17 protein-coding genes and 1 tRNA gene are annotated in these 22,245 nt (G+C 43.4%); 15 read left to right on the top strand and 3 right to left on the bottom strand.

Annotation, left to right across the window (positions count from 1 at the left end; translation table 11 throughout):
- The first annotated feature begins 88 nt into the window (after nucleotides 1-88).
- From QE357_RS11525 to QE357_RS11495, 7 genes are all read left to right on the top strand, one after another.
- Entirely contained in the window at nucleotides 89-490 is a 402-nt protein-coding gene (locus QE357_RS11525) for a hypothetical protein (protein ID WP_307143147.1), read from the top strand.
- 759 nt (nucleotides 491-1,249) lie between these two features.
- Nucleotides 1,250-1,870: an RNA polymerase sigma-70 factor gene (locus QE357_RS11520; protein WP_309707552.1), complete on the top strand. Its 621-nt coding sequence runs from the start codon at nucleotides 1,250-1,252 to the stop codon at nucleotides 1,868-1,870.
- A gap of 11 nt (nucleotides 1,871-1,881) precedes the next feature.
- Nucleotides 1,882-2,883 carry a FecR domain-containing protein gene (locus QE357_RS11515; protein WP_309707550.1) on the top strand — a complete coding sequence of 334 codons (1,002 nt, stop codon included), beginning with the start codon at nucleotides 1,882-1,884 and terminating at the stop codon, nucleotides 2,881-2,883.
- A 26-nt stretch (nucleotides 2,884-2,909) separates the two neighbouring features.
- The gene (locus QE357_RS11510) at nucleotides 2,910-6,560 is read left to right on the top strand and encodes a SusC/RagA family TonB-linked outer membrane protein (protein WP_309707548.1); all 3,651 of its coding nucleotides are present in this window, start codon (nucleotides 2,910-2,912) and stop codon (nucleotides 6,558-6,560) included.
- A gap of 21 nt (nucleotides 6,561-6,581) precedes the next feature.
- On the top strand, nucleotides 6,582-8,264 hold the full coding sequence (locus tag QE357_RS11505) for a SusD/RagB family nutrient-binding outer membrane lipoprotein (protein WP_309707546.1): 1,683 nt from the start codon (nucleotides 6,582-6,584) through the stop codon (nucleotides 8,262-8,264).
- Nucleotides 8,265-8,308: 44 nt separating this feature from the next.
- Nucleotides 8,309-8,866 (top strand): redoxin domain-containing protein, encoded by a 558-nt coding sequence (locus tag QE357_RS11500; RefSeq protein ID WP_309707544.1) that lies wholly within the window; start codon nucleotides 8,309-8,311, stop codon nucleotides 8,864-8,866.
- 3 nt (nucleotides 8,867-8,869) lie between these two features.
- The gene (locus QE357_RS11495; RefSeq protein ID WP_309707541.1) at nucleotides 8,870-10,189 is read left to right on the top strand and encodes a cytochrome c; all 1,320 of its coding nucleotides are present in this window, start codon (nucleotides 8,870-8,872) and stop codon (nucleotides 10,187-10,189) included.
- Between the two features lie 135 nt (nucleotides 10,190-10,324).
- On the opposite strand, the gene QE357_RS11490 is transcribed toward QE357_RS11495, so the two are convergent.
- The gene (locus QE357_RS11490) at nucleotides 10,325-11,461 is read right to left on the bottom strand and encodes a hypothetical protein (protein WP_309707539.1); all 1,137 of its coding nucleotides are present in this window, start codon (nucleotides 11,459-11,461) and stop codon (nucleotides 10,325-10,327) included.
- 390 nt (nucleotides 11,462-11,851) lie between these two features.
- Here QE357_RS11490 and QE357_RS11485 point away from each other — a divergent pair, with 390 nt between their 5' ends.
- Nucleotides 11,852-12,319 carry a GNAT family N-acetyltransferase gene (locus tag QE357_RS11485; protein ID WP_309707537.1) on the top strand — a complete coding sequence of 156 codons (468 nt, stop codon included), beginning with the start codon at nucleotides 11,852-11,854 and terminating at the stop codon, nucleotides 12,317-12,319.
- A 162-nt stretch (nucleotides 12,320-12,481) separates the two neighbouring features.
- Here QE357_RS11485 and QE357_RS11480 read toward each other — a convergent pair.
- A tRNA-Met gene (locus QE357_RS11480) sits at nucleotides 12,482-12,554 on the bottom strand.
- Nucleotides 12,555-12,814: 260 nt separating this feature from the next.
- On the opposite strand from QE357_RS11480, the gene QE357_RS11475 reads away from it, so the two are divergent.
- Both QE357_RS11475 and QE357_RS11470 read left to right on the top strand, forming a co-directional pair.
- Nucleotides 12,815-13,228, top strand: coding sequence for a DUF6157 family protein (locus tag QE357_RS11475; protein ID WP_309707535.1), 414 nt, complete (start codon nucleotides 12,815-12,817; stop codon nucleotides 13,226-13,228).
- 102 nt (nucleotides 13,229-13,330) lie between these two features.
- Nucleotides 13,331-13,678, top strand: coding sequence for a VOC family protein (locus QE357_RS11470; protein ID WP_309707533.1), 348 nt, complete (start codon nucleotides 13,331-13,333; stop codon nucleotides 13,676-13,678).
- Between the two features lie 448 nt (nucleotides 13,679-14,126).
- On the opposite strand, the gene QE357_RS11465 is transcribed toward QE357_RS11470, so the two are convergent.
- Entirely contained in the window at nucleotides 14,127-15,017 is an 891-nt protein-coding gene (locus QE357_RS11465; RefSeq protein ID WP_106634706.1) for an NAD(P)H-binding protein, read from the bottom strand.
- Nucleotides 15,018-15,097: 80 nt separating this feature from the next.
- Between QE357_RS11465 and QE357_RS11460 the strand changes: the two genes are divergently transcribed.
- The 5 genes from QE357_RS11460 (at nucleotide 15,098) to QE357_RS11440 (ending at nucleotide 22,215) form a co-directional block, all read left to right on the top strand.
- On the top strand, nucleotides 15,098-15,469 hold the full coding sequence (locus tag QE357_RS11460; RefSeq protein WP_106634707.1) for a helix-turn-helix domain-containing protein: 372 nt from the start codon (nucleotides 15,098-15,100) through the stop codon (nucleotides 15,467-15,469).
- 796 nt (nucleotides 15,470-16,265) lie between these two features.
- Nucleotides 16,266-19,445, top strand: coding sequence for a TonB-dependent receptor (locus tag QE357_RS11455; protein ID WP_309707528.1), 3,180 nt, complete (start codon nucleotides 16,266-16,268; stop codon nucleotides 19,443-19,445).
- Nucleotides 19,446-19,472: 27 nt separating this feature from the next.
- Complete coding sequence (locus tag QE357_RS11450) at nucleotides 19,473-20,963, top strand: RagB/SusD family nutrient uptake outer membrane protein (protein WP_106634709.1); 1,491 nt, start codon at nucleotides 19,473-19,475, stop codon at nucleotides 20,961-20,963.
- A gap of 101 nt (nucleotides 20,964-21,064) precedes the next feature.
- Complete coding sequence (locus QE357_RS11445) at nucleotides 21,065-21,583, top strand: DUF4269 domain-containing protein (RefSeq protein ID WP_309707524.1); 519 nt, start codon at nucleotides 21,065-21,067, stop codon at nucleotides 21,581-21,583.
- A 2-nt stretch (nucleotides 21,584-21,585) separates the two neighbouring features.
- Nucleotides 21,586-22,215 (top strand): methyltransferase domain-containing protein, encoded by a 630-nt coding sequence (locus QE357_RS11440; protein WP_309707522.1) that lies wholly within the window; start codon nucleotides 21,586-21,588, stop codon nucleotides 22,213-22,215.
- Nucleotides 22,216-22,245: the final 30 nt, after the last annotated feature.

Genomic DNA, 22,245 nt, shown 5'->3' with positions numbered 1-22,245 from the left:
TGAAATAATATTCCATTCAAATAGCTTGTGATTACAAAAATTTAAACGGTAATTCAGAGCATTCTTCAACAGCTACTACCTATGCCTTATGAAACTCCTAATGGCCTTATCCTTTCTTTCTTTGCTGGGGTTATCGTGTAGTAAGGGTCACGATAAAACCTCACTCAATGAACAGGTCAATGGCATTTATCAGGCTATTCGGCAAACCACCAATAGAGATACCATAACTTTACCCTACCAAGGTCAAACTATTACTACCCGTGTGGGAGGCTTAACTTCAACTTCCGCAAAATTTTACATTGAATCGTTTGAGAATGGACATACGTCTGGCGTTGTTATTGTGGAAGCCAGCCTAATTAGTTCATCCGCCAATAGAATCCAATTTAGCACAATTGGTGATCGTAATTTTGGGTTCTTACAAAACGATACCTTAGTAACCCGCTACATGATCAACGACATTTATTACGAAATCACTTCCGTGAGACAGTAATCAAATTTATTACGTATATTCTTATCCGTGTATTACTAAAGGCCGTATCCTAATTTCTTTACGCTACTCTCTCTCAAAAGAGGATCGGATCGGTTACCTTTTCACTAGTTTCTTATGATCCGATTTTTAAATCAGCCTCGGCTATGATTTTGTCTTTATCCTGGCAAATGAGTAGCCCAGTGCCGGGTCGATCATGCTTCATTTTCAATGGCTCATTCTTCCCTTTTCTGATAGTCTTCTGTAAATGTTTGAAAATCAAAGAAATAAGAGTCTTTTAAGTCTGATTGTGGATAGAGTAATCAATCTCCACAATTAGTAATGGCTTTCCCCTGTCTTTAGTAAAGGTCTCTTTTCATCTACAAACGGAGTATATCTTGGGACTAACTTTATTGAAGAGCCTTATGAATATAAAACTCCCGCTCTCGGGGATCTTGCAGCCGGTCTATAAAATGGCCTGATGCGAGACCAGGATAATTGTGCAACGACCTGTTGCGTACATGCAGGATACGTCTCGACAAGGCTTTTCTTTAATAAAACATCTTATATGTTTATCCCTGCATTTCTCGTGATCTGAGCTAGCAAGGTGCTCATCTTTCCTGCGAGACATAAATTTCCTTTATGCCAATCTGGCCAAATATTATTTGACTTTTTATTTTTTCAACAATCCAATAGGGGTTTTTAAAGGGGTTGTTCGTCATCAACGACCATTACGAGTGTAAAAGAAAGAGTGCCCGATTGTTACCCCCAAACATTTGAACTATGGCCAGTCCGCTCTACGCTACTATTGTTTCTAAATCAACTTTGCATGTAGATGCCGAAGTGCTTATCACCAAAGCATTCGAGCGTAGTGTTGAAGAGGGGATGAGTTTATTATTTCAACGCTATTATCAGCCGCTATGTGCCCATGCGGTCCGCTTTGTTTATTCACAAGCTATCGCAGAAGATCTGGTATCAGATATCTTTTATGAATTTCAAGCCAAGCGTTTGTATGAAAATATAACAAGCTCTTACCGTGCTTTTCTCTATACCTCTGTACGAAATCGGTGCTTTGATTACGTTCGCCGTGAGATTAAACCCCATTTTTCTTTGGAAGATTTCCCCTCGCTAGCCATTCAGGTCACCCAACAACCGGATACAATTACTCAGTTTGAAGAACTCTACCACGACGTTGAAAAGGCTATTCATGCCCTTCCCCTTAAACGCAGACAGATATACCTCCTTCATCGTTTTGAAGGGAAACCCTATAAAGCGATTGCAGACGAACTCCAGATTTCACCTAAGACAGTGGAGATCCAAATGTCCAAAGCCATTCAACAGGTAAAGGATTTTCTGCGTGACAAATGGCTACTGTTCCTGGTAGCTCAGTTTCTGGTTTTTTGATTTTTATTTCTATGCATACACAGCCCCCCATTACTCAGGAATTACTCTTCCGCTATTTTGCAGGAACTTCCACTGCCTTCGAAAAGCAGTGGATTAACCAGTGGATTCAGCAGGAAGAGCATCTGGAATTCTTTTTCCTCTGCCTGGATCGCTATGAATCTGCCCATCCCCAGTTTCAAACCGACGCCTCGCAGGCGTTTATTCGTCATCAAAAAAGATGTCTTGAACAGGATACAACGCCCCCGCCTGCTGTTGAATCCAAATCACTTTCCCGCATTTGGATGCTTGTAGCCTGCGTGAGCTTTCTGCTCATTGGCGGTTATCTATTTAAAGATCATTTACTTTATAAAAGCTACAAGACGGGCTATGGAGAGACCGCTCATCTGACGTTGTCTGATGGTAGTAAGGTGATCCTTAATGCTAACTCGACGCTGCGAGAACCCCGTTTTGCCTGGATGGATACGCTACGGCAAGTATATCTTACCGGAGAAGCTAATTTTTCCGTCGTGCACACGCCCGATCACAAAAAATTGGTCGTGCAAACCAGTCAGGGTATGCAGGTGGTGGTTTTAGGGACGGAGTTTACCGTCTATGATCGTCACCAAGCGGCACGAGTCGTGCTACACAAGGGAAAGATTGAACTTCGATATGTGCAGGACAAAGGCGTCAAAAAAATAATGATGTCTCCCGGGGATCTAGTAACCACTACGCCCAACGAGAAGCCTCAGGTCAAGCGTGATGAAACCCCGGATAAATATACCGCCTGGACGCGTGACCGATTTGTCTTCGAGCAGACTTCACTGCAAGAAATAGCCCAGCTTTTTGCCGATAATTATGGATTGACGGTCGAAATTCAGGACCCTCAATTGGCCCAAGAGACCATCTCCGGTTCCTTTACCGCACATAATGGAAAAGAGCTCTTGGAGCTATTGATCGAAGCTTCTTCCCTGCAGTTCACCCAAATCAATAATCATATTTTCATTACCACCACTAACAAACCCCTACGCCCGTGATGCACCATATACCTAGAGTGCTAGCCATGGTGGGTCTTCTAGCCGCTTTTGAACCGGCTCAGGCTCAACTTATCGCACAGGTTTCATCTCACTCTTTACAAAACAGAAAGCCTAGCCAAGTCGAGTTAAAACAGGCCCTGACTCAACTCAAGAACCATTACAAAGTTGATTTACTTTATTTTGATCGAGTCATTAAAGGCTATTATGTTTCCATGCAAGACATCCGCTGGGAAGCAGGGTTGGAGTCTAATTTGGAAAGTCTGCTGGGACCTTTGGGATTAACCTACAAAAAAACCAAAACCAAAGGCTACATTATTACCGAGCAACCCAAACCGCTGGAAAAAAACACGTCGAGTGCCAGCCTTCCTCTAGCCGACCTTACGCTATCCACTGAATCTTGGGAGGACCGCTCCGCGTTGGATATTATCATTCGTGGAACCGTAACGGATAGTTTGAAGCATGAGGGTATTCCTGGCGTAAACGTTACCGTGAAAGGAAGTACGCACGGCGTTTCTACGGACGCTCAGGGCCGGTATTCCTTAAGTATAGCGGGCCCAGGCACCGTCCTGGTTTTTACTTCGATCGGTTATCAGCGTAAAGAAGTCGTCGTGGGTAACCAAACGGTGTTTAATGTCATTTTAAACGAAGAGCACAAAGCTTTGGGGGAAGTGGTCGTAACCGGTTTTGGGGACCGTTCTAAACGAAACGTAGGCTACGCTACCACAACTGTCGATGGGGATGCCATTCGCCGGCAGGCTGCCATCAATCCGATTTCGGCTTTGCAGGGGATGGTGCCGGGCCTACAAGTACAACCCGGCATTGGTGGCCCTCAATCTACTCCTCGCTTTCTGATCCGGGGCAGTGCTTCCTTAGATCCTTACCGCAACCAACCCCTAATTGTCGTGGATGGGATTGTCATGGAACAAGATGTCGTACTACCTAACCGGGGAGGAGACCAGGATTTTGGTAATATTCTTAAAGACATCAATCCCGATGATATTGAATCGATTAACGTACTTAAGGGTGGAGCAGTAACGGCACTTTACGGCAGTCGTGCCAATAATGGCGTGATCCTTATTAAAACCAAGAGCGGATTTTCGCAGCGGGGTCTAGGCGTTACCGTTTCGCAGTCGTTAGTATGGGATCAACCCTACCGTACCGTAGATTTCCAAAACCAATTTGGCTCAGGTACTAATACAGCCGACTTCATTACGGCAGCTAATGGCGAATTGCAAATCAACCCTAATTCCTACGGCTACAGCTTTGGACCGGCTTTGTCGGGACAAACCGTACGTGATGTAACGGGTAATCTTATGGAGAACAATCCCCGCCCGAACGACATCTTGAATCTCTTTCGTACCGGATTGACCAGTAACACCAATGTTGGGATTTCCGGAGGTAATGAAAAAGGTACGTTTCGTCTTTCCTTCTCCAGACTGGCCTCTCAGGGTGTAACTCCACGCAATGGCTTTGACCGTAACAGCTTTAACTTTCGAGGTACCCAACGCTTGCTTGGCAAAGTGCTTCTGGATGCCAACGTAACGTTTGTCCGTAGTAATACAACTAATCCAGCCAATCAGGGCTCTTCGGGTGGGCTCCTGCGTAATTTGGCCTATGGCGTGGTGCGTAACTACGATATGGATTACTGGAAGAATAATTACCTGAACACTAGCCAGGGCGGTGTCAATGATAATGACCCCAGTGGGTTCACCTATACCTTGTTTCAGCTGTTCGAAAATAATGCCCGTCAAATTGATAATAACTTACGGGGAAGCATTGACATGCGGGCTCCTTTGGGAAGTGGCTTTGAATTTCAGGGGATGGCTAGCCTCAACTACGTGGGTTCAACCAACGAAAATAAGCAGCGGGGCATGGAGATTAATTTTTCTAATCCTCGGTACGAAACCTTCGTTCGCAATACTATGGTGAGCCGTTTTCGGGGTAATTTAAATTACACCCGTCGCATGGGTGAATTCGATCTGTTACTCCAGGGAGGAGGAGAATTAAACAGCTCCATTTCTAAAGGTATTCGCAACTGGACCAACGGAGGCATTCTAGCCGATGTGTATCGCCTGAGCAATTCCCGGAACCCGATCGGTTATCAGGAAGATAAGCCCAATCAAGTCAGTAGCAATTCACTTTTTTACCAGGCTAGCTTAGCTTTTAAGGACTATCTGACGTTCAACGTCTACGGCCGTAATGACTGGAACTCAACCCTGGTTTATAACGATGGTCATGGTAATTATTCGTATTTTTATCCTGGTGCGGATTTAGCCTGGGTATTTACTGATGCCTTTAAAACCCGGTTACCTGATTTCCTGGACTACGGAAAATTACGTGCTTCGTACGTCATTGCGGGCAATGGTACGAGCCCCTATACGGCTAATACAGGAGCCTACCAAGGCAACAGCCCTTACATTAATATCAACGGTACAACCGTCATCAACTACCAATATCAAGCCAATACCCTCCCGAATCAGGCCTTAATTCCCGAACGTTCTCAAAAATTTGAAACCGGTCTAGAGTTAAAAGCTTTTAAAAACCGATTGGGCCTTGACATTACGTATTACTCGCAGGATACCCGCAATCAAATCATCCAATTTGGGGTGCCTATTACCTCTGGAGTTAGTCAAGCCCTGACCAATGCGGGCTTGGTTCGCAACCGCGGCATCGAACTACTTCTCTACGGAACACCCGTCAAAACACGAAATTTTTCCTGGGATACGTACTTTAATTATACGCTTAATCGAAACTCGGTGGTTTCACTTCCTTTTGGACTGGAATACATCACTTTAGATGGGGGAGATGGTTTTCAAGCCGTAGCGAAAGCTGGTGGTGATTACGGAACTATCATTGCTCCCTATGGTTACGCGAAGTATCAGGCTCGTACATCTGACGGAGCCGTCACCGACAGTCCCCTTAATGGCCGACACGTATTGCGGGCCGCTAGTAACAGTACTTCGGTATTCGTGCGTGCTCAGAACTATGCCCAGGGGGTAGATAAATCGCCCGTATTAGGTTCTATTGTCCCTAAGTTTATGGGCAACTGGCGTAACAGCTTCAATTACAAAAACTTGCAGCTTAATGTCATCCTAGATGCCAAGTTTGGTGGAAAGGTTTATTCGACGACCTCCGACTTGGGTCAGTGGTTAGGTAACTTAAAAAGTACTTTACCCGGACGTACAACCGAGCTGGGCGGACTTTCTTACACTACGCAAGCGGGAGTGGCTCGTACGGATGGAGTCATCCTTGATGGCGTTTATCAACAGGGAACTACGGTTACGGGTATTGATGGGAAGGTATACGACCTTTCTGGTATGACCCAACAGGAAGCCTACGAAAAAGGTATTGTTCGGCCTAACAGTGCGGCTAGTTATTATGCCAACACGCACAGTTGGGCCAACGGTATTCGCGAAGAATCTATTTTTACCTCCTCCTGGGTTTCTCTTCAGCAAGTCAACCTAACCTATGATGTCCCAGCCAAAGCCGTCAGTCGGCTTAAGCTCAATGGCCTGCGTATTGGACTAATAGCCAATAATCTTTTCTACCTCTACAACAGTGCCAAAGACCACGTGAATCCCAATAACCTCAACAGTACCAGCTCAGGTGCGATGGTAGAAAGCTCAGGCATGCCATATATCCGCAGTATGGGCTTTTCCATCAATGGTAGTTTTTAAGCAACATCTCTTATGATAACTATGCGATCCCTTATTTTGATGGTTTTGGCATTAGGAGGCTTATGGGCCTGCGACCGACAGAAATTTGCTGAAATCAATACCGATCCTGATGCCATTTTGAACATTCCGCCTGAATATGAATTCACGGCGGCACTGCTCAATATCAATGCTAACGATTTTGAAAATTATTACGATTATAACCGAGCTATTTACTACTGGACCCAATCCTTTGTTTCTTTGAATGGAAATGCTTCCAGCGTTTATGAAGGATCAGGAAATCTCAACCAGCGTTACAGTATTTTTTATACCAGGGTGGGGAATAAGTTAGTGGATGTCCAGAAGCTCATTGACCGAATGCCTGCTGATCAAAAAGCCCGATATGTACATTTGCGGGCCATCACGAGCATTCCATTAGCGTATTATGCCTGGTACACCTCCGATGTAAATGGTAGCTTGCCTTATTCACAAGCCTTTCAGGCTCGTTACACCGTGCCAGCCCTGCTAACGCCCAAATACGATACGCAGGAAGAGCTTTATAACATCCTTGAAAATGAATTGAAAGCCAGCATCGCTACCTTAAAGACTACACAAACGGTTACACAGGTAAGTCTGACGGATAATGATATTTACTACGCAGGTGATGTTTCTAAGTGGATTAAGGCTGCGAATGCGTTGCGATTGAAAATTGCTTTTCGACTCATGAAAAGGAATCCCGATCGTTTAAAATCCATCGCTACTGACGTACTCTCTGATGCTACAAATATCATGAGCTCGACCGCTGACGACTGGAAATTTGTAGCGGGAGAGCAATTTTCTTCGGCCGCTAACCGCAACCCGACCAGCAACAGCAGTGTATCAGGGGCTAAGAATTTTGTGGACTTTCTTTGGAAAACCAGCGACCCACGTCTTCGTGTGTTTTTTCAGGCATCTGCTTTTACCAAAGAACGATTTGATGCGGCTAAACAACAGGGTAAAATTCCGGCATCTTTTACCTGGGATGGGCAACTGTATCGGGGCCAATTTGCTGATCCTGACGCCTCTTTGAATACGTCTAACTCAATTTATTTTTCTGCCATTGAGTACACTTTTAATGGAACCAAGCGGACGGATCGGCTTCCCTCATCGGTCCAGAGTCGACTCTTCTATGGAGCTTTTAACAACGGGACAGGGCAAACGACCTTTCCTATTATTACCTATGCGGACTGGTGTTTTATGCGAGCTGAATTAGCCGTACGCGGAATCGTAGGGTCGGATGCAGAGGGCTGGTATTACAAAGGTATTGACGCCTCCTTAGCGAACTACGAAGACATGGCTCGTACGTCGAAGTTGGACGATTATAAAGCTTTAAGTGCGGCCGAAGCCGCGGCTTATAAAACACAGCCAGGGGTAGCGTATTCCAGTGCAACTGGTCTTGAGCAAATTATCGTTCAGCAGTACATTAATTACTTCAAAAACCAAAATGAAGCCTGGGCACTCATTAAGCGTACCGGACTGCCTTCCGTTGATGGAAAAATCTTAGCTTTGGAAAATGTACATCAAGGGGGTACACTGCAACAAATGCCCCGTCGTTTTTCTATTCCAGTTCCAACGATAACGGACTTGAATTATCAAAACGCGATGGATGCCATTACCGCTCAGCAACAGGATGCTTCCTTCGGAGGCCCTAGTGATCTAACCGGAAGAGTGTGGTGGGATAAACCTTAACTATTGATGGCCTTCGGTCCACCCGGACCGAAGGCTTTTATGATATGCCTGCTGCTATTCTCTTCTTTTTTTTACTGCTAGGGCTGAAGCCTGTACAACAGCCAAGGCCATTGGATCAGTTGGTTCTTCGTACCCTCACAGGAGAGCCTACCCGGCTGGGAGATTTTCATTCGCCAGCACGGGTCATTGTCTTTCTATCGCCAGAGTGCCCGCTTTGCCAGCAGTACTCCCGAAAGCTTACCCAATTAGCCCAACGCAAAGACCTCAGCGTTATTGGCGTATTTCCTGGAAGAGCTTATGATAGGGCAGATTACGAGCAATTCAAACGCAAATATTCCATCGACTTTACGCTCCTGACCGATGCCAATCGCTCGCTCGTGAGAGCGTTAGGAGCTACTACTACGCCGGAAGCTTTTCTAATCGATGGTCAGGGACAGATATTGTATCGGGGGGCCATTGATGATTGGGTGACGGCCCTGGGCAAGACTCGTCCTCAGGCCCGTCATCACTATTTAGCTAGTGCGATTGATGCCTTTTTTGTTCATCAACCCATCTTGCCTGCACAGGTTTCCCCCATTGGTTGTCTGATTAATGATCTATAGGCTATGAAAAAGGTATTACTTTGCCTAGTGCTTCAATGGTGTTTACTTACTGGTACAAATGGACAATCGTTTCAAGACGTGGAGCCCATTTTCTTACAAAAATGTGCAACTTGTCACCGGAGCGGAGATGCGGCTCCCTTTCCTCTTCAAACCTATGAAGACATTGTTAAAAGAACTTCATTTATTAAAAAGGTAATTACCACAGGCTATATGCCGCCCTGGCAAGCCGATGCTCATTACCGCTCCTTTGCTAATGAAAGACGGCTTTCCTCACAGGAAAAGAAAATGATTGTTGACTGGATCGAAGCGAAAGCACCGAAGGGCAACTATCAGAAAAAATCAGCTCAAACTACTCGTTTACTACGTGAGCAAACTGCTTATCACCGAAGCCCGGACTTAACCTTACAAATAGATTCTACTTTTCATCTCGTTGGCGATACCAAAGAACGATTCGTTGTTTTTCAAATACCTATGGATCTACCCAAGGATCAGGCCATCGAAGGGGTTGAGTTTTACACGAACAATAAAAAAATAATTCACCATGTGAATTACGGTTTTTATAAAGTGGACGATCCCTCCGTTGATATTAATCAGGGAGCAAAAGTTATCAATACCACTGATGATCCTAATACGCCAAGCCTGTTACAACAGCAAAAAAAGCTCAAACAACACATGGTTTATTACACGGGCTGGATTCCTGGCACTTCCGTTGAGAGTTACCCAAAAACTTTTGGCTGGACGCTTCCCAAACGCGGGGTGATACTGCTAACGGTTCACTATTCTGCCCTTGCCGCGGACGAGGAATCCATCGTGGGAGTAAACCTGTTTTTCCAGAAAACGCCTATCCAGCGTACAGTGAAAGTGATTAGCTTAGGCTCGGGAGGGATCGGGGAAAAGGATATAACACCTCCTTTGCTTTTGTTACCCGGCGATCGCAGTAGACATCATCTACAGGTACAAACGCAGGAAGACCAGTCCTTGCTTTATGTTTGGCCCCATATGCACTATTTAGGCACTAGCTTTACCGCCTATGCCGTAACTCCTCAACAAGACACCATTCCATTAGTGCGAATTGCAAAGTGGGATTTTCGATGGCAGGAACTTTACCGCTTTAAAGAATTAATTAAAGTTCCTAAAGGGTCTGTTATTCATTTAGATTGCAGCTATGACAATACGGAAAATAATCCTGATAACCCTAATTCACCCCCTGCCACCGTATTTTCGTTCGGCGATATGGATTCAAAAAACGAAATGATGACGCTTCTACTTATTTATACACCCTATAAACCTGGGGATGAAGAGCTTGATTTAGAGAATGATTAGTCTAGCTATTTCACGAGCACAGGTTGCCTCTTCGATTATAAATCAGTTACTGGTATCAAACGTTCTTTGATACCAGTAACTGATAAGGTTGCGAAAGGTGGAGCTAGGTTGCTGATGTAGCTCGTATCGGACGTTCTATTTTTTTATCTCCGGGGACACCACTACAAAATCATACTTGTCGATAAGTTGATACGTATCTTCCGTCAGTGTTTTATCGTTTCTATAGCGAACCCGCAGGGGACGTAAGTCCACAACCACCCATTTTTCTTTGTTATATAGTTTTAAAAACTCTTTGGGATATTCGTTTTCGGCACTCTCATAATCATCAATGATTTTTCCATCCTCCGTGGTGTATCTCAGCATGAAATAGACATTGGTGAAACGGGTTTGATTCCGTTGAGCCAGCTCATAGACCGCATTACCCATATCATACAGATGGGTCATCAGGTTTAATCCTTTGGCTAAATGATTGGCTCCCAGTTTGAAAAACACCTTCTCGTTTTTTGCTTTTGTCTGGTCATAGTAACGATAGAAGTTTTTTTTCATTAGCGTCGCCCGCATCAATGAATTATCTTCATAATAGATCGTTCTGGAGACTTTAATATCATCGAGTACCTGTTTATACTGTTGCTGGGTAATCCCGTTGCGTAAACTGTCGAGTAACTTAACTTTGGGCATCCACCACCGGGCCAGTAAACTATCCCGGACAGCCTGATAGGCTTGCTTCACCTTCGGCGACTGGGCATTATAAACCCGGTTGATTGCATACGGAAAAGCCATTTGAAATTCCTGATCGATCCCCCAAATCTGATACTTATAGTTGGCCGCAGTGTTTAACATCTGGGCATCGTCTTGAGTCTTAAAGAACGGAAAGGTTCCATACGTGGGATGATCTTTGGAGACTGCCAATAAACTGTCGTAGGGGCTTTTACTAGTCGAAATCCGCATTAACTCGGAGGCTACAAACGGGCTGACTTCTACACACCAGTTTTTAAATCCATGACGGGAGGCGGCTTCCAGTGCAAAACACGATAGCTGAGACAATAACCCTGAATTGTGATATTCGCCCCAGGCCACAAACTGATTTTCCGCAAACTGCTTTTCCAATAAGTCCCAGCCTGGACCAATGGGTTTTTGACCATTGAAGGTAAATGAACTGGTATGGCGTGCGAGATAGGTATTAAATTTACTTGAGTCGCTAAGGGCTTTTCCCTGTTGAGCAAAGCCCATACGAGTAAAGAGCCAACTAATCAGTAATAAAAGTCTTTTCATGTTAAGTTTTAGGTAGTTATTTCCGGTGACAATCTATGGGGATGAGCAATGTACCAGAATCCTTTTAATAACCAACATAAGTACTGCTGAGTAGTATTTAGCCCTTGCAGAGGGAATGCTTTTATTGGGGGACACATAGACGCAGTATAACCGATGATAGCTGCTTAGATATCCATCATCCTTGTCCAAGCCTACTTCATACCGTTTTGCCACTGTACGGGGACTAAGAAATATTTTAACTCATTTCCGGAAAATACGGCTAGCAAATGTGCCATTAACTTGGTAGTATAGATTAGAGTGATGAAGTTAAAATAACCTGATTAACAGGCTGCATTTAAACACGGAAATACGCTCTAAATTATCACATGAAAATAAATTCGAATATGGCTTATGATCATTAAACAGCAAACGGAACTAAGCTTAGAAGACAAAGAACAGGTCTTTAAATTATGGAACCATGAATATCCCGAAAAGCTTCAACATAAGACAATTAAGGATTTTGATGATTACTTGAATAGCCTTACGCAACAAGTGCACTATTTGCTATTGAATGGCGATAGCAAAATTGAGGGGTGGGTAACTACCTTTGTAAGAGAAGATGAAAAATGGTTTGCCATTATTCTTTCTGAAAAACTACATGGAAAAGGCTTAGGAACGCAAATGCTGAATAAGCTGAAAGAAAATGAAGACGCATTAAATGGCTGGGTTATTGATCAAAATTCTGACCGGAAATTAAACGGAAGTTTGTATCAATCACCTTTGGAATTTTATCAAAAAAATAATTTCCAGGTCATTCCTGAAATCAGACTGGAAACTATATCAGCTGTCAAAATACGTTGGAAGAAATCCAATGGGTAGGTATAACTGATTGCCTTGAATAGACTGAGCTAATTAAAAGGGAAGAAGGTTTCAGTTACTAGTATACTGATTTTCGTGCTTCGATTATTGAACGAGTGTCAGGTTAAAAAAGAAGCATCAAAAAAGGCAGTCACATTTTCATGTAACTGCCTTTTTACTAAGTAGCGGGAACAGGACTCGAACCTGTGACCTTTGGGTTATGAGCCCAACGAGCTGCCAACTGCTCCATCCCGCGGTGTTTGTTGATACAAAGATACAAACTTTTTTATAAATTATACCATCTTATTTTATATTTATTGATAAACTATTGATTATTAGTGCATTATTTGTTGAAATAAGTGAATGAGTCTTTTGATCAATGTGCTAATTTGGACATAATAGGGGATATTGCCTCTGAAAAGATTCGGAGGGAAAATGCTTTTGATGAATGAAAGTACAGGCGAAAAATCAATACATTAGCTTGACACTTGTGTAGGAAACTTTCAGAAATCAGGCATGAAAACTCATAGTACGAATTATTTCGATACCTTCATTGAAGTGGCGGAAGACACCAAAGCCAGTCAGGGAACGGTGCCGCCTTGTAAAAATGGTAAAAAGACGGTTGCGTATCTGCAATACGAGCTAATTGCCGGACATCCGTATCAATATACTTCGGACGATGTGCTTTTTCAGATACATGCTGAGAGGAATGCCATTGCAGAAGCTGACTATTCAGCCGCCCGCGAACAGTTTTTCTCTAAAGGTCAGCCTTGTTTTCGGGCATCTGCCTTGACTAAAACCTATGGTTTTGGCGTACATAGTAATGAGGAAGGGAAAATGGCTATTTATGGCCTGGAATCGCCCGAATACGAACAACTGGTCTCCGATGAAAAAATTAAAAAGGTGAAGGCAATGAAAGCCACGAAGTAAGATCACTAAAAATAGTTAAGTATTTACTGATAGGTTAGGTGGTATTTAAGTAAATACTTATACTTCTCGAATCTAACCATCTGAAAATCTAAATGCAACGCCATGCTTACGACTGTGCACCCTAAACTTCCCATGCGTGACAAAGCTGTTACCAAGGAGTTTTACATGCATCTTTTAGGTTTTACTTCAGTCGGAAAAATGGATTATGATGGGTACCTGATGCTGGAGAAAGATCTTGTGCAAATTCACTTTTTTGAATTCAAAGCCTTAGATCCCGCTGAAAACTATGGTCAGGTATATATTCGAACCGACACGATTCAGGAATGGTATGAATATCTTTTAGCGAAGAAAGTCAAGTGCATGCCACTAGCAACCAAACCCTGGGGACAAAAAGAGTTTTCGTTACTAGATCCCGATCATAATCTCCTGACTTTTGGGCAAGAGAGCTGAGGCAATGAAGTCGAAAGGAGTAGTAATGGCTGTACGCTCCATACCAGCAGTTGATGCCTATTGACAATCTCTTATAATTATATTGTTACGTATATTGTATATCGTTATAGTGAAAACATGGACGGCGGCTCTATTAACTTAAGTGATAGCTGTTTAGTAGAGAAAGGTTTGATAAGCGTGCATTACCAGTTTGGGAGTCTAGTGTTTTTATACTTTAGGTTAGAAACAAGCTTTTCATCTAGAGTGAAACAACTAGCTGGTGTTTTGATGTACATTCTATCAGGGAAGGAGATCTCAAATGCTTAAGTAAGTTCTCTGACTTTGTTCAAAATGACTTCGTTAGAAAATAACAAAAGGAGTCAGTAAGGTTGCAGTAATGTATATCCTACAGACCTCACGGACTCCCAATGACAAGCGTTTATATCGCTCGTAAAGACCTTGGTTGATCTTATCCCTGCTGGTAAGCCCCGGCAAATTCTTGGGCGAAATCTTCCAGTTTAACTTTTCCTAATACGGGACGGTTCTTCCAGTAATCTTCCTGAAGTTTTCCTTCCCGAATGGCCTTACCCATGTCTACGTATAGTTCGGTGAAAACGGGCGGAACGCCAGCAGCCAACATGCCTTCCCGCGATTGCTCATCGGTAAAGGGAACCCAGGGGGTATTTTCTTTTCCAACGGACTGGCCCAATACTGCCGCGATTTCACTTGGATGGCGTTCGTCACTGGCAATGTAACGAATGTGATAACCCTCGAAATCATGTTTCAGTAACTCTTCAGCCGCAACATCGGCAATATCAGAAGTATGGGTTAATACCAGTTTTTCCTCCGTATTCCCAAAGTTGTTACCCGCAATACCTGCATTTTTAATTAAGCCGGCGAGGCTGAAAAGGTTATAATAGAAATACGAAGGGCGGAGCACCTGAATATTAAGGTCCGTCAGTTGCTGTAGTTTTTCTTCGAGATAAGCCAACCCGTCAATTGGGCCTGCCCCTTTTCGCAAGTGAGCACCGATACTGCTTAACAGTACTACGTATTGAATGGAACTGTTGGAAAGAGCTTTCACGTACAAATCAGCAATTTTTCGCTGGAACGTTGGGTAATCAGGTTTCGAAAAATCATTCGGAATCATCAGGTAAACCGCATCAGCCTGCTGGAAAGCCTGGGTTAGAAAAGCTTCGTCGGCTACCGAACCAATGGCAGCCTTGGCCCCAAGAGCCTCGATAGCTGATTTTTTGTCGGCATTGCTGCTAATAACGGTTACATCCTGACCAGCCTGAACTAATGTTTGAGTGAGTGGAGAGCTAATGTTTCCCAGAGAGCCTGTAATCAAGTATTTCATGATTGTCTTTTGTTTTTTGTTGAGACAAAGGTATTTTTGTACTTACTTTTTTACAAGTACTTACCCTAAAGTATGTACCCATGACACAGATCAAAGAAGCTTCGACTTATAATGCCAATCGGGAAATTGTTTTGCAGGAATGTCCGGTTACGTATGTAATGCAAAAGATTGGCGGCCATTGGAAGCCCATCATTTTGTATCACTTATTAAGTGGAAGCAAACGTTACAGCGAGATTCGAAAGGCGATGCCGCACATTACCGAAAAAATGCTCATTCAACACCTGAAGCAATTGGAAGCAGACAAGCTATTGATCCGGGAAGCTCAGCCCGTTGTTCCCCCGGTCGTTACTTATACATTAACAGATGCCGGGCGAGAACTAGAGGATGTGATTAACGCGATGGCCGCCTGGGCTTATCGGGATAAAAAAAGGCAACAGATTACAGAAGGTTGAGCAATTTACAAGAAAGCGTATAGCCTTATGCAGCGAATGGCCTACCCGAGCACTAGTGATAGATTAGGAAGGGTAGGGGAGTTGGTTTCTATCTTTCTTTTATTGACTAGTCCCTCTGTAGACGGAATGCTTTCCTAGCGGATTGGTACTTCAAGCTGGTTAGGTTTGGGTGAGGAAGTTTAGTATGTCTTAATGAAAACAAATGAATTGATCTAGAGGACTTGGGAGAGAGATAGTAATACTTTGACTGGAGTCCTACCAATGTAGACTCCATACATCCGGGCTCTGAGTATGCAATATCTTTATTGCTAGTAGTGCGGTGTGGCTATATTTTGTATAATAGATGTATTACGAAATATAATTCTGTTTTATACTTAATTAATAATCATAAGTTTTAAGGTGGGTGCTTATTTTAGATTTAAGCATAGGTAACTAACTACTATTTGAAAAGTTTAGAAGCCTTCAGCCGAAAGGGCCATCAAAGGAAGAGTGAAGAATAAACCCGGTATTGGACAATTTAGTGAAATAGCTAAGCCTCCAGAGGGTAAAATAATCTTTCTGGAAAGCGTACGTTCGACGAAATATTCCTGGTGCCAAAAGGGACTTGGCCGAATATACACCATGGTTTATTCTGTTTAATATTGCATTAATCTAACTTAACCTTATATTAAAATAGGATAATTATTAGAAATTTATTAGAAAGTCGTATTCAACTTTTTTTTATTAAGTGGTCATATTACTTTTAAAAGTTGTTTCCTATCCTTAATCATTATTTTTATCAAAACACACTTCATTCATGGGTAAATCTCTATTGAGTTTCCTGCTGCTCTTCTTAGCGGGAAGTTATCTGTATGCTCAGACTACAGTGAAGGGGGTTGTTACTTCATCGGATTCCAATACGCCACTACCCGGCGTGAGCGTTTCTGTGAAAGGCACCTCTCGTGGAACGGTCACCAATTCCGATGGTCAATTCTCCGTAATCGTTCCACAAGGTTCAAAAACGCTAGTAATTAGTTACATTGGTTATTTAACGACAGAGGTAGACGTAACCAACAAAACTAACGTAAACGTTATCCTTAAGGAAGACTCAAAAATTCTGAACGAGGTAATGGTTGTGGGGTACGGTACAGTAAGTAAAGAAACGCACGTAGGTGCATCCGCTCAGATTAATGCAGATGCAATCAAAAACCGTCCCGTTTCTAACGCCCTGAACTCGCTGGTGGGTGCAGCTCCTGGTCTGCAAACGATCCAGTCGGGTGGAGCTCCTGGTTCTGCTCCGTCCATTCGGATTCGTGGATTTGGCTCTATTTCAGCTTCCAACGAACCTCTATATGTAGTAGATGGTGTACCTTACACGGGTAATACTTCAAACATTAACCCTGATGACATTGAGTCGATCAGCGTGTTAAAGGATGCTTCTACTACAGCCATTTACGGTTCAAGAGGATCGAACGGGGTAGTGATGATCACTACGAAAAAAGGGAAAAGCAACCGTAGTAATCTGAATTTCAATGCATCGGTAGGTGCTATTTCTCGTGGTCTTCCCGAATACGAAAGAGTAAGTGCTCAACAGTATTATCCTTTAATGTGGGAAGTACAGCGGAATACCCTTCAGTATGGTTCATTAGCCATTCCCCGTGACATTGCCGGACAAATCGCGGCGGGTCAATTGACTACCTACAATAACCGTAACTATACGGGTGTTTACGATCTGCTGAAATACAACCCATTCAACGTGGCAAACAATGCAATCGTAGATGCGAATGGTGTACTGAACCCTAATGCACAATTGTTATATCCCGAAGATCTGAACTGGGAAAAAGCGGTTCAACAGGGTGGCAAGAGCCGTCGGAACTACAACCTTTCTTATGACGGTGGTAGTGACAAGTCAGATTACTTTGGTTCGATTGGGTATACGAAAGAGGAAGGTTACCTGTTGAAATCTGATTTCGAGCGTTTCACAGGTCGAGTAAGTGTGAATACTCAACCGATGAAATGGTTCAAAACAGGCTTTAACTTAAATGGTAGCTACAGCCGTGCGAACATTGATGCTGCTCCTGACGGAGGAACTTCATTCGTTAACCCGTTCTACTTTACCCGTTTCATTGGTCCTATCTATCCTGTATACAAGCACGATGCTACCACGGGTGATTACACGCTGGACGCCAACGGTAACCGAATTTATGACCAAGGTGATAGCCGTCCTTACTCAAGCGGTCGTCATGCTATTTGGGAAAACCAACTGAATAATCGTCAGGATGTTGTCGGAGTAGTGGGCGGTCGTACCTACGTTACGTTTAATCTGTTCCCCGGCTTCAAAGCTACTTCTAATCTGAGCTTTGACTTACAGGACAGACACCGTCGTACGTTTGATAACCCTATTATTGGTGACGGAGCTCCTGCGGGTCGTGCGTATCATTATATGTACCGCACCACTGCAACGACGTTCAACCAATTACTGGAATACGATAAATCGTTTGGTAAGCATAACCTGAATATCCTGGGTGGTCACGAAAGTTACTCTTACAAGTATAACTATCTGGTAAGTGCTCGTTCAGGTATTATCGTAAACGGCATTACGGAGTTACCTAACTTCGCTACAGTATTGAATGCTTCTTCTTATGAAGATAACTACGGTATTGAAAGTTACTTTGCTCGTGCCAGCTACGATTTCGATAAGAAGTACATTCTGAATGCTTCGATTCGTCGCGATGGTAACTCTAAGTTCGCTCGTGATGTGCGTTGGGCTAGCTTCTGGTCTGTAGGTGGAGCTTACAACATCGAGAAAGAAGATTTTCTGAAAGGTGTGAACTGGGTTGAAATGTTAAAACTGAGAGCTTCTTACGGGGTTGTTGGTAATGACAACTTAGGTTCTACGCTTGGTTTATATCCTTACCAGGCCCTGTATAACCTGGCTGTGAATAACGTTGCTGAACCTGGCATTACGCAGGCGACGATTGCCAACAGTCAGTTAACCTGGGAAACGGGTAAGAACTTTGATTTGGGCGTTGACTTTAGCTTATTCAAAAACCGCCTTTCAGGTAGTGTTGAATTCTTCAACCGTGTAACGGATGGATTGATCTTCAGTGTACCTCTGCCCTTATCAAACGGTGGTACCACCAGTGGAGGTTTCTCCGTGAACCGGAATATTGGTAACCTGTACAACCGTGGTTTTGAGTTACAGTTAACGGGTGATATCGTTAGAAATCAGGACTTCAAGTATTCGGCAACTTTGAACGTAACTACGTTTAAAAACCAAATCACGAAAATGCCTGAAACGCAGCGACTGATTCAATCGGGAACGAAGGGATATAGCGTAGGCCACTCGATTTATGATTTCTACATGCGTGAGTTTGCTGGTGTAGATTCAGAAACGGGTCAGTCTCGTTACAAAACCAATATGATGACAGCCAATGCTAAAGTTGTAGGAAGTGATACATTGACTACCGTTATCTCAGAAGCGAACTATCGTTACACCGGTTTCTCATCTATTCCTAAGTTCTACGGCTCTATGAATCATAACCTTTCTTACAAAGGTTTAACCCTGAGCTTAGTATTTACGTATCAGGTAGGTGGTAAAGTTTACGATGGTGGCTATGCGGCACTGATGCACGGAGGTACTTACGGAACGGCCATGCACGTAGACGCACTGAAACGCTGGCAGAATCCGGGTGACGTAACAAATGTTCCCCGCTTTGATAACGGAAACATTGCCAACTTGACTGGTGCTAGTACACGTTACTTAACGGATGCTTCGTATCTGCAACTGAACAACGTAACCCTTAGCTATGCTATTCCTGCTACCTGGTTAACCAGCATCGGAGCGAAAACGGCAAGTGTGTACGCTTCAGGAGAAAATTTAGGTTTATTCTCTGCTAGAAAGGGTATGAACGTGACAGGATCATTCAACGGTACCGTTGATAACACCTATAACTTCAACCGTGTACTTTCAATCGGTGCAAGACTTGGTTTCTAGTCAGTTCTTAAAATTTAGCATTTAAAAATGAAAAATATACTGAAAAGAGGAGTACTGGGATTGATGTTAGCAGGGTCCCTTACTTCTTGTGATAAAGATTTTCTGGAAACAGCTCCCACCGATCAGATCGCTACGGAAGGGGTTTTTACCACTACTAAAAATGCATGGGCTGCGGTCAATGGTATCCACCGTTTGATGTATTCCCAAATCTTTAGTACTCAGTCTCAGGGTGGACAGTCCGGGAACATGTTATACATGGAAGCCATGGGAGATGACATGGTATTCCCTAACGCTTCTAATAGCTGGTTATTAAGTGAATACCGCTGGATTTCTCACCGGAACCCTTCCAGCTCTATCAACTTTTATAACTATACGTTCTATTTCGTAATTATCCGTAACGCCAATATGATTATTGCGAATGTGGATAAAACGGAAGGAACGGATGCTGATAAGAAAGCAATTAAAGCGGAAGCTTTGACGTACCGTAGCTGGGCTTACTTCCAAATGGTTCAACTGTTCGGAGAGCGTTACGTAGCGGGTGGAGCTAACAGCAGCTTAGCCGTTCCTTTGGTATTAGAGCCCAAAACTGAACCTACTCCCCGAAGTACGGTTGCTCAGGTGTACGCTCAGATCAATACGGATATTAATGATGCCATCACTCTTTTTGATGGATATAGCCGACCTAACAAGTCTCACTTTAACATTAATATCGCCAAAGGTATCAAAGCTCGTATTGCTTTAGCTCAACAGGATTACGCTACGGCAGCTCAGTTTGCTAAAGAAGCCAGATCGGGTTATACCTTGATGAGCAATGCTCAGTATCTGGGTGGTTTCAACAACTACGAAAACCCAGAGTGGATGTGGGGTTCACGTATTGTAGCGGACCAAACGAATTACTTCTATTCGTTCTTTGCGTACATGTCCATCAATTTTAACTCAACAGCAATTCGCTCAACTCCCAAGTTGATCAACTCTGCGTTGTATACTAAAATTGCATCGACCGATATCCGTAAGCAGTTATGGGATCCGACCGGAAAAAACACCACGGATTTCCCCTTACCCGCGTCTAACTTCCAGCGTTTCGCGTATCAGTCCAGAAAATTCCGTGTAGCAGACCCTACCTTAAGTATTGGGGATGTGCCTTACATGCGGGCGGCTGAGATGTACCTGATTGAAGCAGAAGCATTAGCTCGGGCAGGTAATAACGCAGGTGCTGCGGATGCCTTATACACTTTGGCTGTAAACCGTGATCCTCAGTATGTGAAGTCAACGAAAACGGGTGCTGATCTGATTGATGAAATCATGACCCAACGTCGGGCTGAACTTTGGGGTGAAGGCTTCCGTTTTTACGATTTGAAGCGTACGGCTTCCCCTCTGAATCGTAACGGAGGTAACCATAATGCTTCGTATAACAACGGCGTATTTGATGTTCCTGCCAACGATATCAGATGGCAATTCCTGATTCCTCAGGATGAAATCAATAACTCAAACGGAGTGGTTGTTCAAAACCCCCAATAAGGAGTATTTATTTCGAAAGTATGAAAACAGGTTGTCCGGTAACGGGCAACCTGTTTTTGTTTTTAAGAATCCCGTAGCTTTGCAGCATCACTCGGCTGCCTATGAATTTTGAAACGATTGAATACCTGAAAAGTGGGAATAATCGACAAAAGAAAGCGTATCAAGTTTTAAGTACATACCAGATTTTTGAAAAACTGTCGGCTTATGATCCCTTGCTAGTGGGTACCATTCCCCTGGCAATCGATATTGAAAATAGCGATCTGGATGTGATTTGTTGCTTTACCGAACAACAGGAATTTAGAGAAACCGTTACCCGGCTTTTTCAATCCGAAAAAGACTTCAAAATCTGGGATAATAACCGATTGGAAAGTGAAGCGGTTGTCGCCAGTTTTCGGATCGATAGCTTTGAACTCGAAGTCTTTGGTCAGCACATACCGACGCGTCAGCAACTGGGTTATCGGCATATGATTATTGAGTACAAAATCCTCCATGAGCGGGGAGAAGACTTTCGTCAGGAAATCATTACGTTAAAAAAACAAGGCATAAAAACCGAACCAGCTTTTGCAAAACTATTAGCTTTGGAAGGTAATCCTTACCAGGAATTATTAAAATTTGAATAGTCATGAATGTTAAAGAAGCTTACAACCATTGGTCGATTCAGTACGATACCAACGAGAATAAAACCCGTGACCTCGAAGCGTTATCTTTACGGGAAACGTTATCCGATTTTTCTTTCAACTCCATTTTAGAACTCGGCTGCGGCACGGGAAAAAACACCGAATGGCTGGTTGAAAAAACGAAGCATTTAACCTCAGTCGATTTTTCGGAGGAAATGCTGGCTCAGGCAAAGGCCAAAGTTACTTCCGACAAAGTAGAATTTTATCAGGCCGATTTAACGGAAGACTGGCATTTTATTAAGCAGCCGTATGAGCTGGTTACGTTTAGTCTGGTTCTGGAACACATCGAAAATCTGGATCTGATTTTTGAAAAAGTAGCCCATGCTCTTACGAAAGGCGGGTACTTATACATAGGTGAATTACACCCGTTCAAGCAATATTCAGGATCAAAAGCCCGGTTTGAAACCGCCGAGGGGACGCAGGTGGTAACTTGTTTCACGCACCATATTTCTGAATTTACCCAGGCGGCCAGCAATCATGGTTTTGAGATAGTCAGCCTGAATGAGTATTTCGATGATGATGATCGAACGGGTATTCCCCGGATTTTGACCTTCCTTTTCAAACGGATTAGTTAAAAAAGCTTCTTCGCTGACTGTTTTGCCACG

Origin of the sequence: Siphonobacter sp. SORGH_AS_0500 (assembly GCF_031453245.1) — a bacterium.
GTDB lineage: Bacteria > Bacteroidota > Bacteroidia > Cytophagales > Spirosomataceae > Siphonobacter.
Note: the sequence above shows the minus strand (reverse complement) of the source record. Positions and strands in the feature narration are given on the sequence as shown.

Bases quoted from the DNA above. Each gene is read 5' to 3' on its own strand.
- QE357_RS11525 (WP_307143147.1), top strand. From the start codon at position 89: ATGAAACTCCTAATGGCCTTATCCTTTCTTTCTTTGCTGGGGTTATCG.
- QE357_RS11520 (WP_309707552.1), top strand. From the start codon at position 1,250: ATGGCCAGTCCGCTCTACGCTACTATTGTTTCTAAATCAACTTTGCAT.
- QE357_RS11515 (WP_309707550.1), top strand. From the start codon at position 1,882: ATGCATACACAGCCCCCCATTACTCAGGAATTACTCTTCCGCTATTTT.
- QE357_RS11510 (WP_309707548.1), top strand. From the start codon at position 2,910: ATGGTGGGTCTTCTAGCCGCTTTTGAACCGGCTCAGGCTCAACTTATC.
- QE357_RS11505 (WP_309707546.1), top strand. From the start codon at position 6,582: ATGCGATCCCTTATTTTGATGGTTTTGGCATTAGGAGGCTTATGGGCC.
- QE357_RS11500 (WP_309707544.1), top strand. From the start codon at position 8,309: ATGCCTGCTGCTATTCTCTTCTTTTTTTTACTGCTAGGGCTGAAGCCT.
- QE357_RS11495 (WP_309707541.1), top strand. From the start codon at position 8,870: ATGAAAAAGGTATTACTTTGCCTAGTGCTTCAATGGTGTTTACTTACT.
- QE357_RS11490 (WP_309707539.1), bottom strand. From the start codon at position 11,461: ATGAAAAGACTTTTATTACTGATTAGTTGGCTCTTTACTCGTATGGGC.
- QE357_RS11485 (WP_309707537.1), top strand. From the start codon at position 11,852: ATGATCATTAAACAGCAAACGGAACTAAGCTTAGAAGACAAAGAACAG.
- QE357_RS11475 (WP_309707535.1), top strand. From the start codon at position 12,815: ATGAAAACTCATAGTACGAATTATTTCGATACCTTCATTGAAGTGGCG.
- QE357_RS11470 (WP_309707533.1), top strand. From the start codon at position 13,331: ATGCTTACGACTGTGCACCCTAAACTTCCCATGCGTGACAAAGCTGTT.
- QE357_RS11465 (WP_106634706.1), bottom strand. From the start codon at position 15,017: ATGAAATACTTGATTACAGGCTCTCTGGGAAACATTAGCTCTCCACTC.
- QE357_RS11460 (WP_106634707.1), top strand. From the start codon at position 15,098: ATGACACAGATCAAAGAAGCTTCGACTTATAATGCCAATCGGGAAATT.
- QE357_RS11455 (WP_309707528.1), top strand. From the start codon at position 16,266: ATGGGTAAATCTCTATTGAGTTTCCTGCTGCTCTTCTTAGCGGGAAGT.
- QE357_RS11450 (WP_106634709.1), top strand. From the start codon at position 19,473: ATGAAAAATATACTGAAAAGAGGAGTACTGGGATTGATGTTAGCAGGG.
- QE357_RS11445 (WP_309707524.1), top strand. From the start codon at position 21,065: ATGAATTTTGAAACGATTGAATACCTGAAAAGTGGGAATAATCGACAA.
- QE357_RS11440 (WP_309707522.1), top strand. From the start codon at position 21,586: ATGAATGTTAAAGAAGCTTACAACCATTGGTCGATTCAGTACGATACC.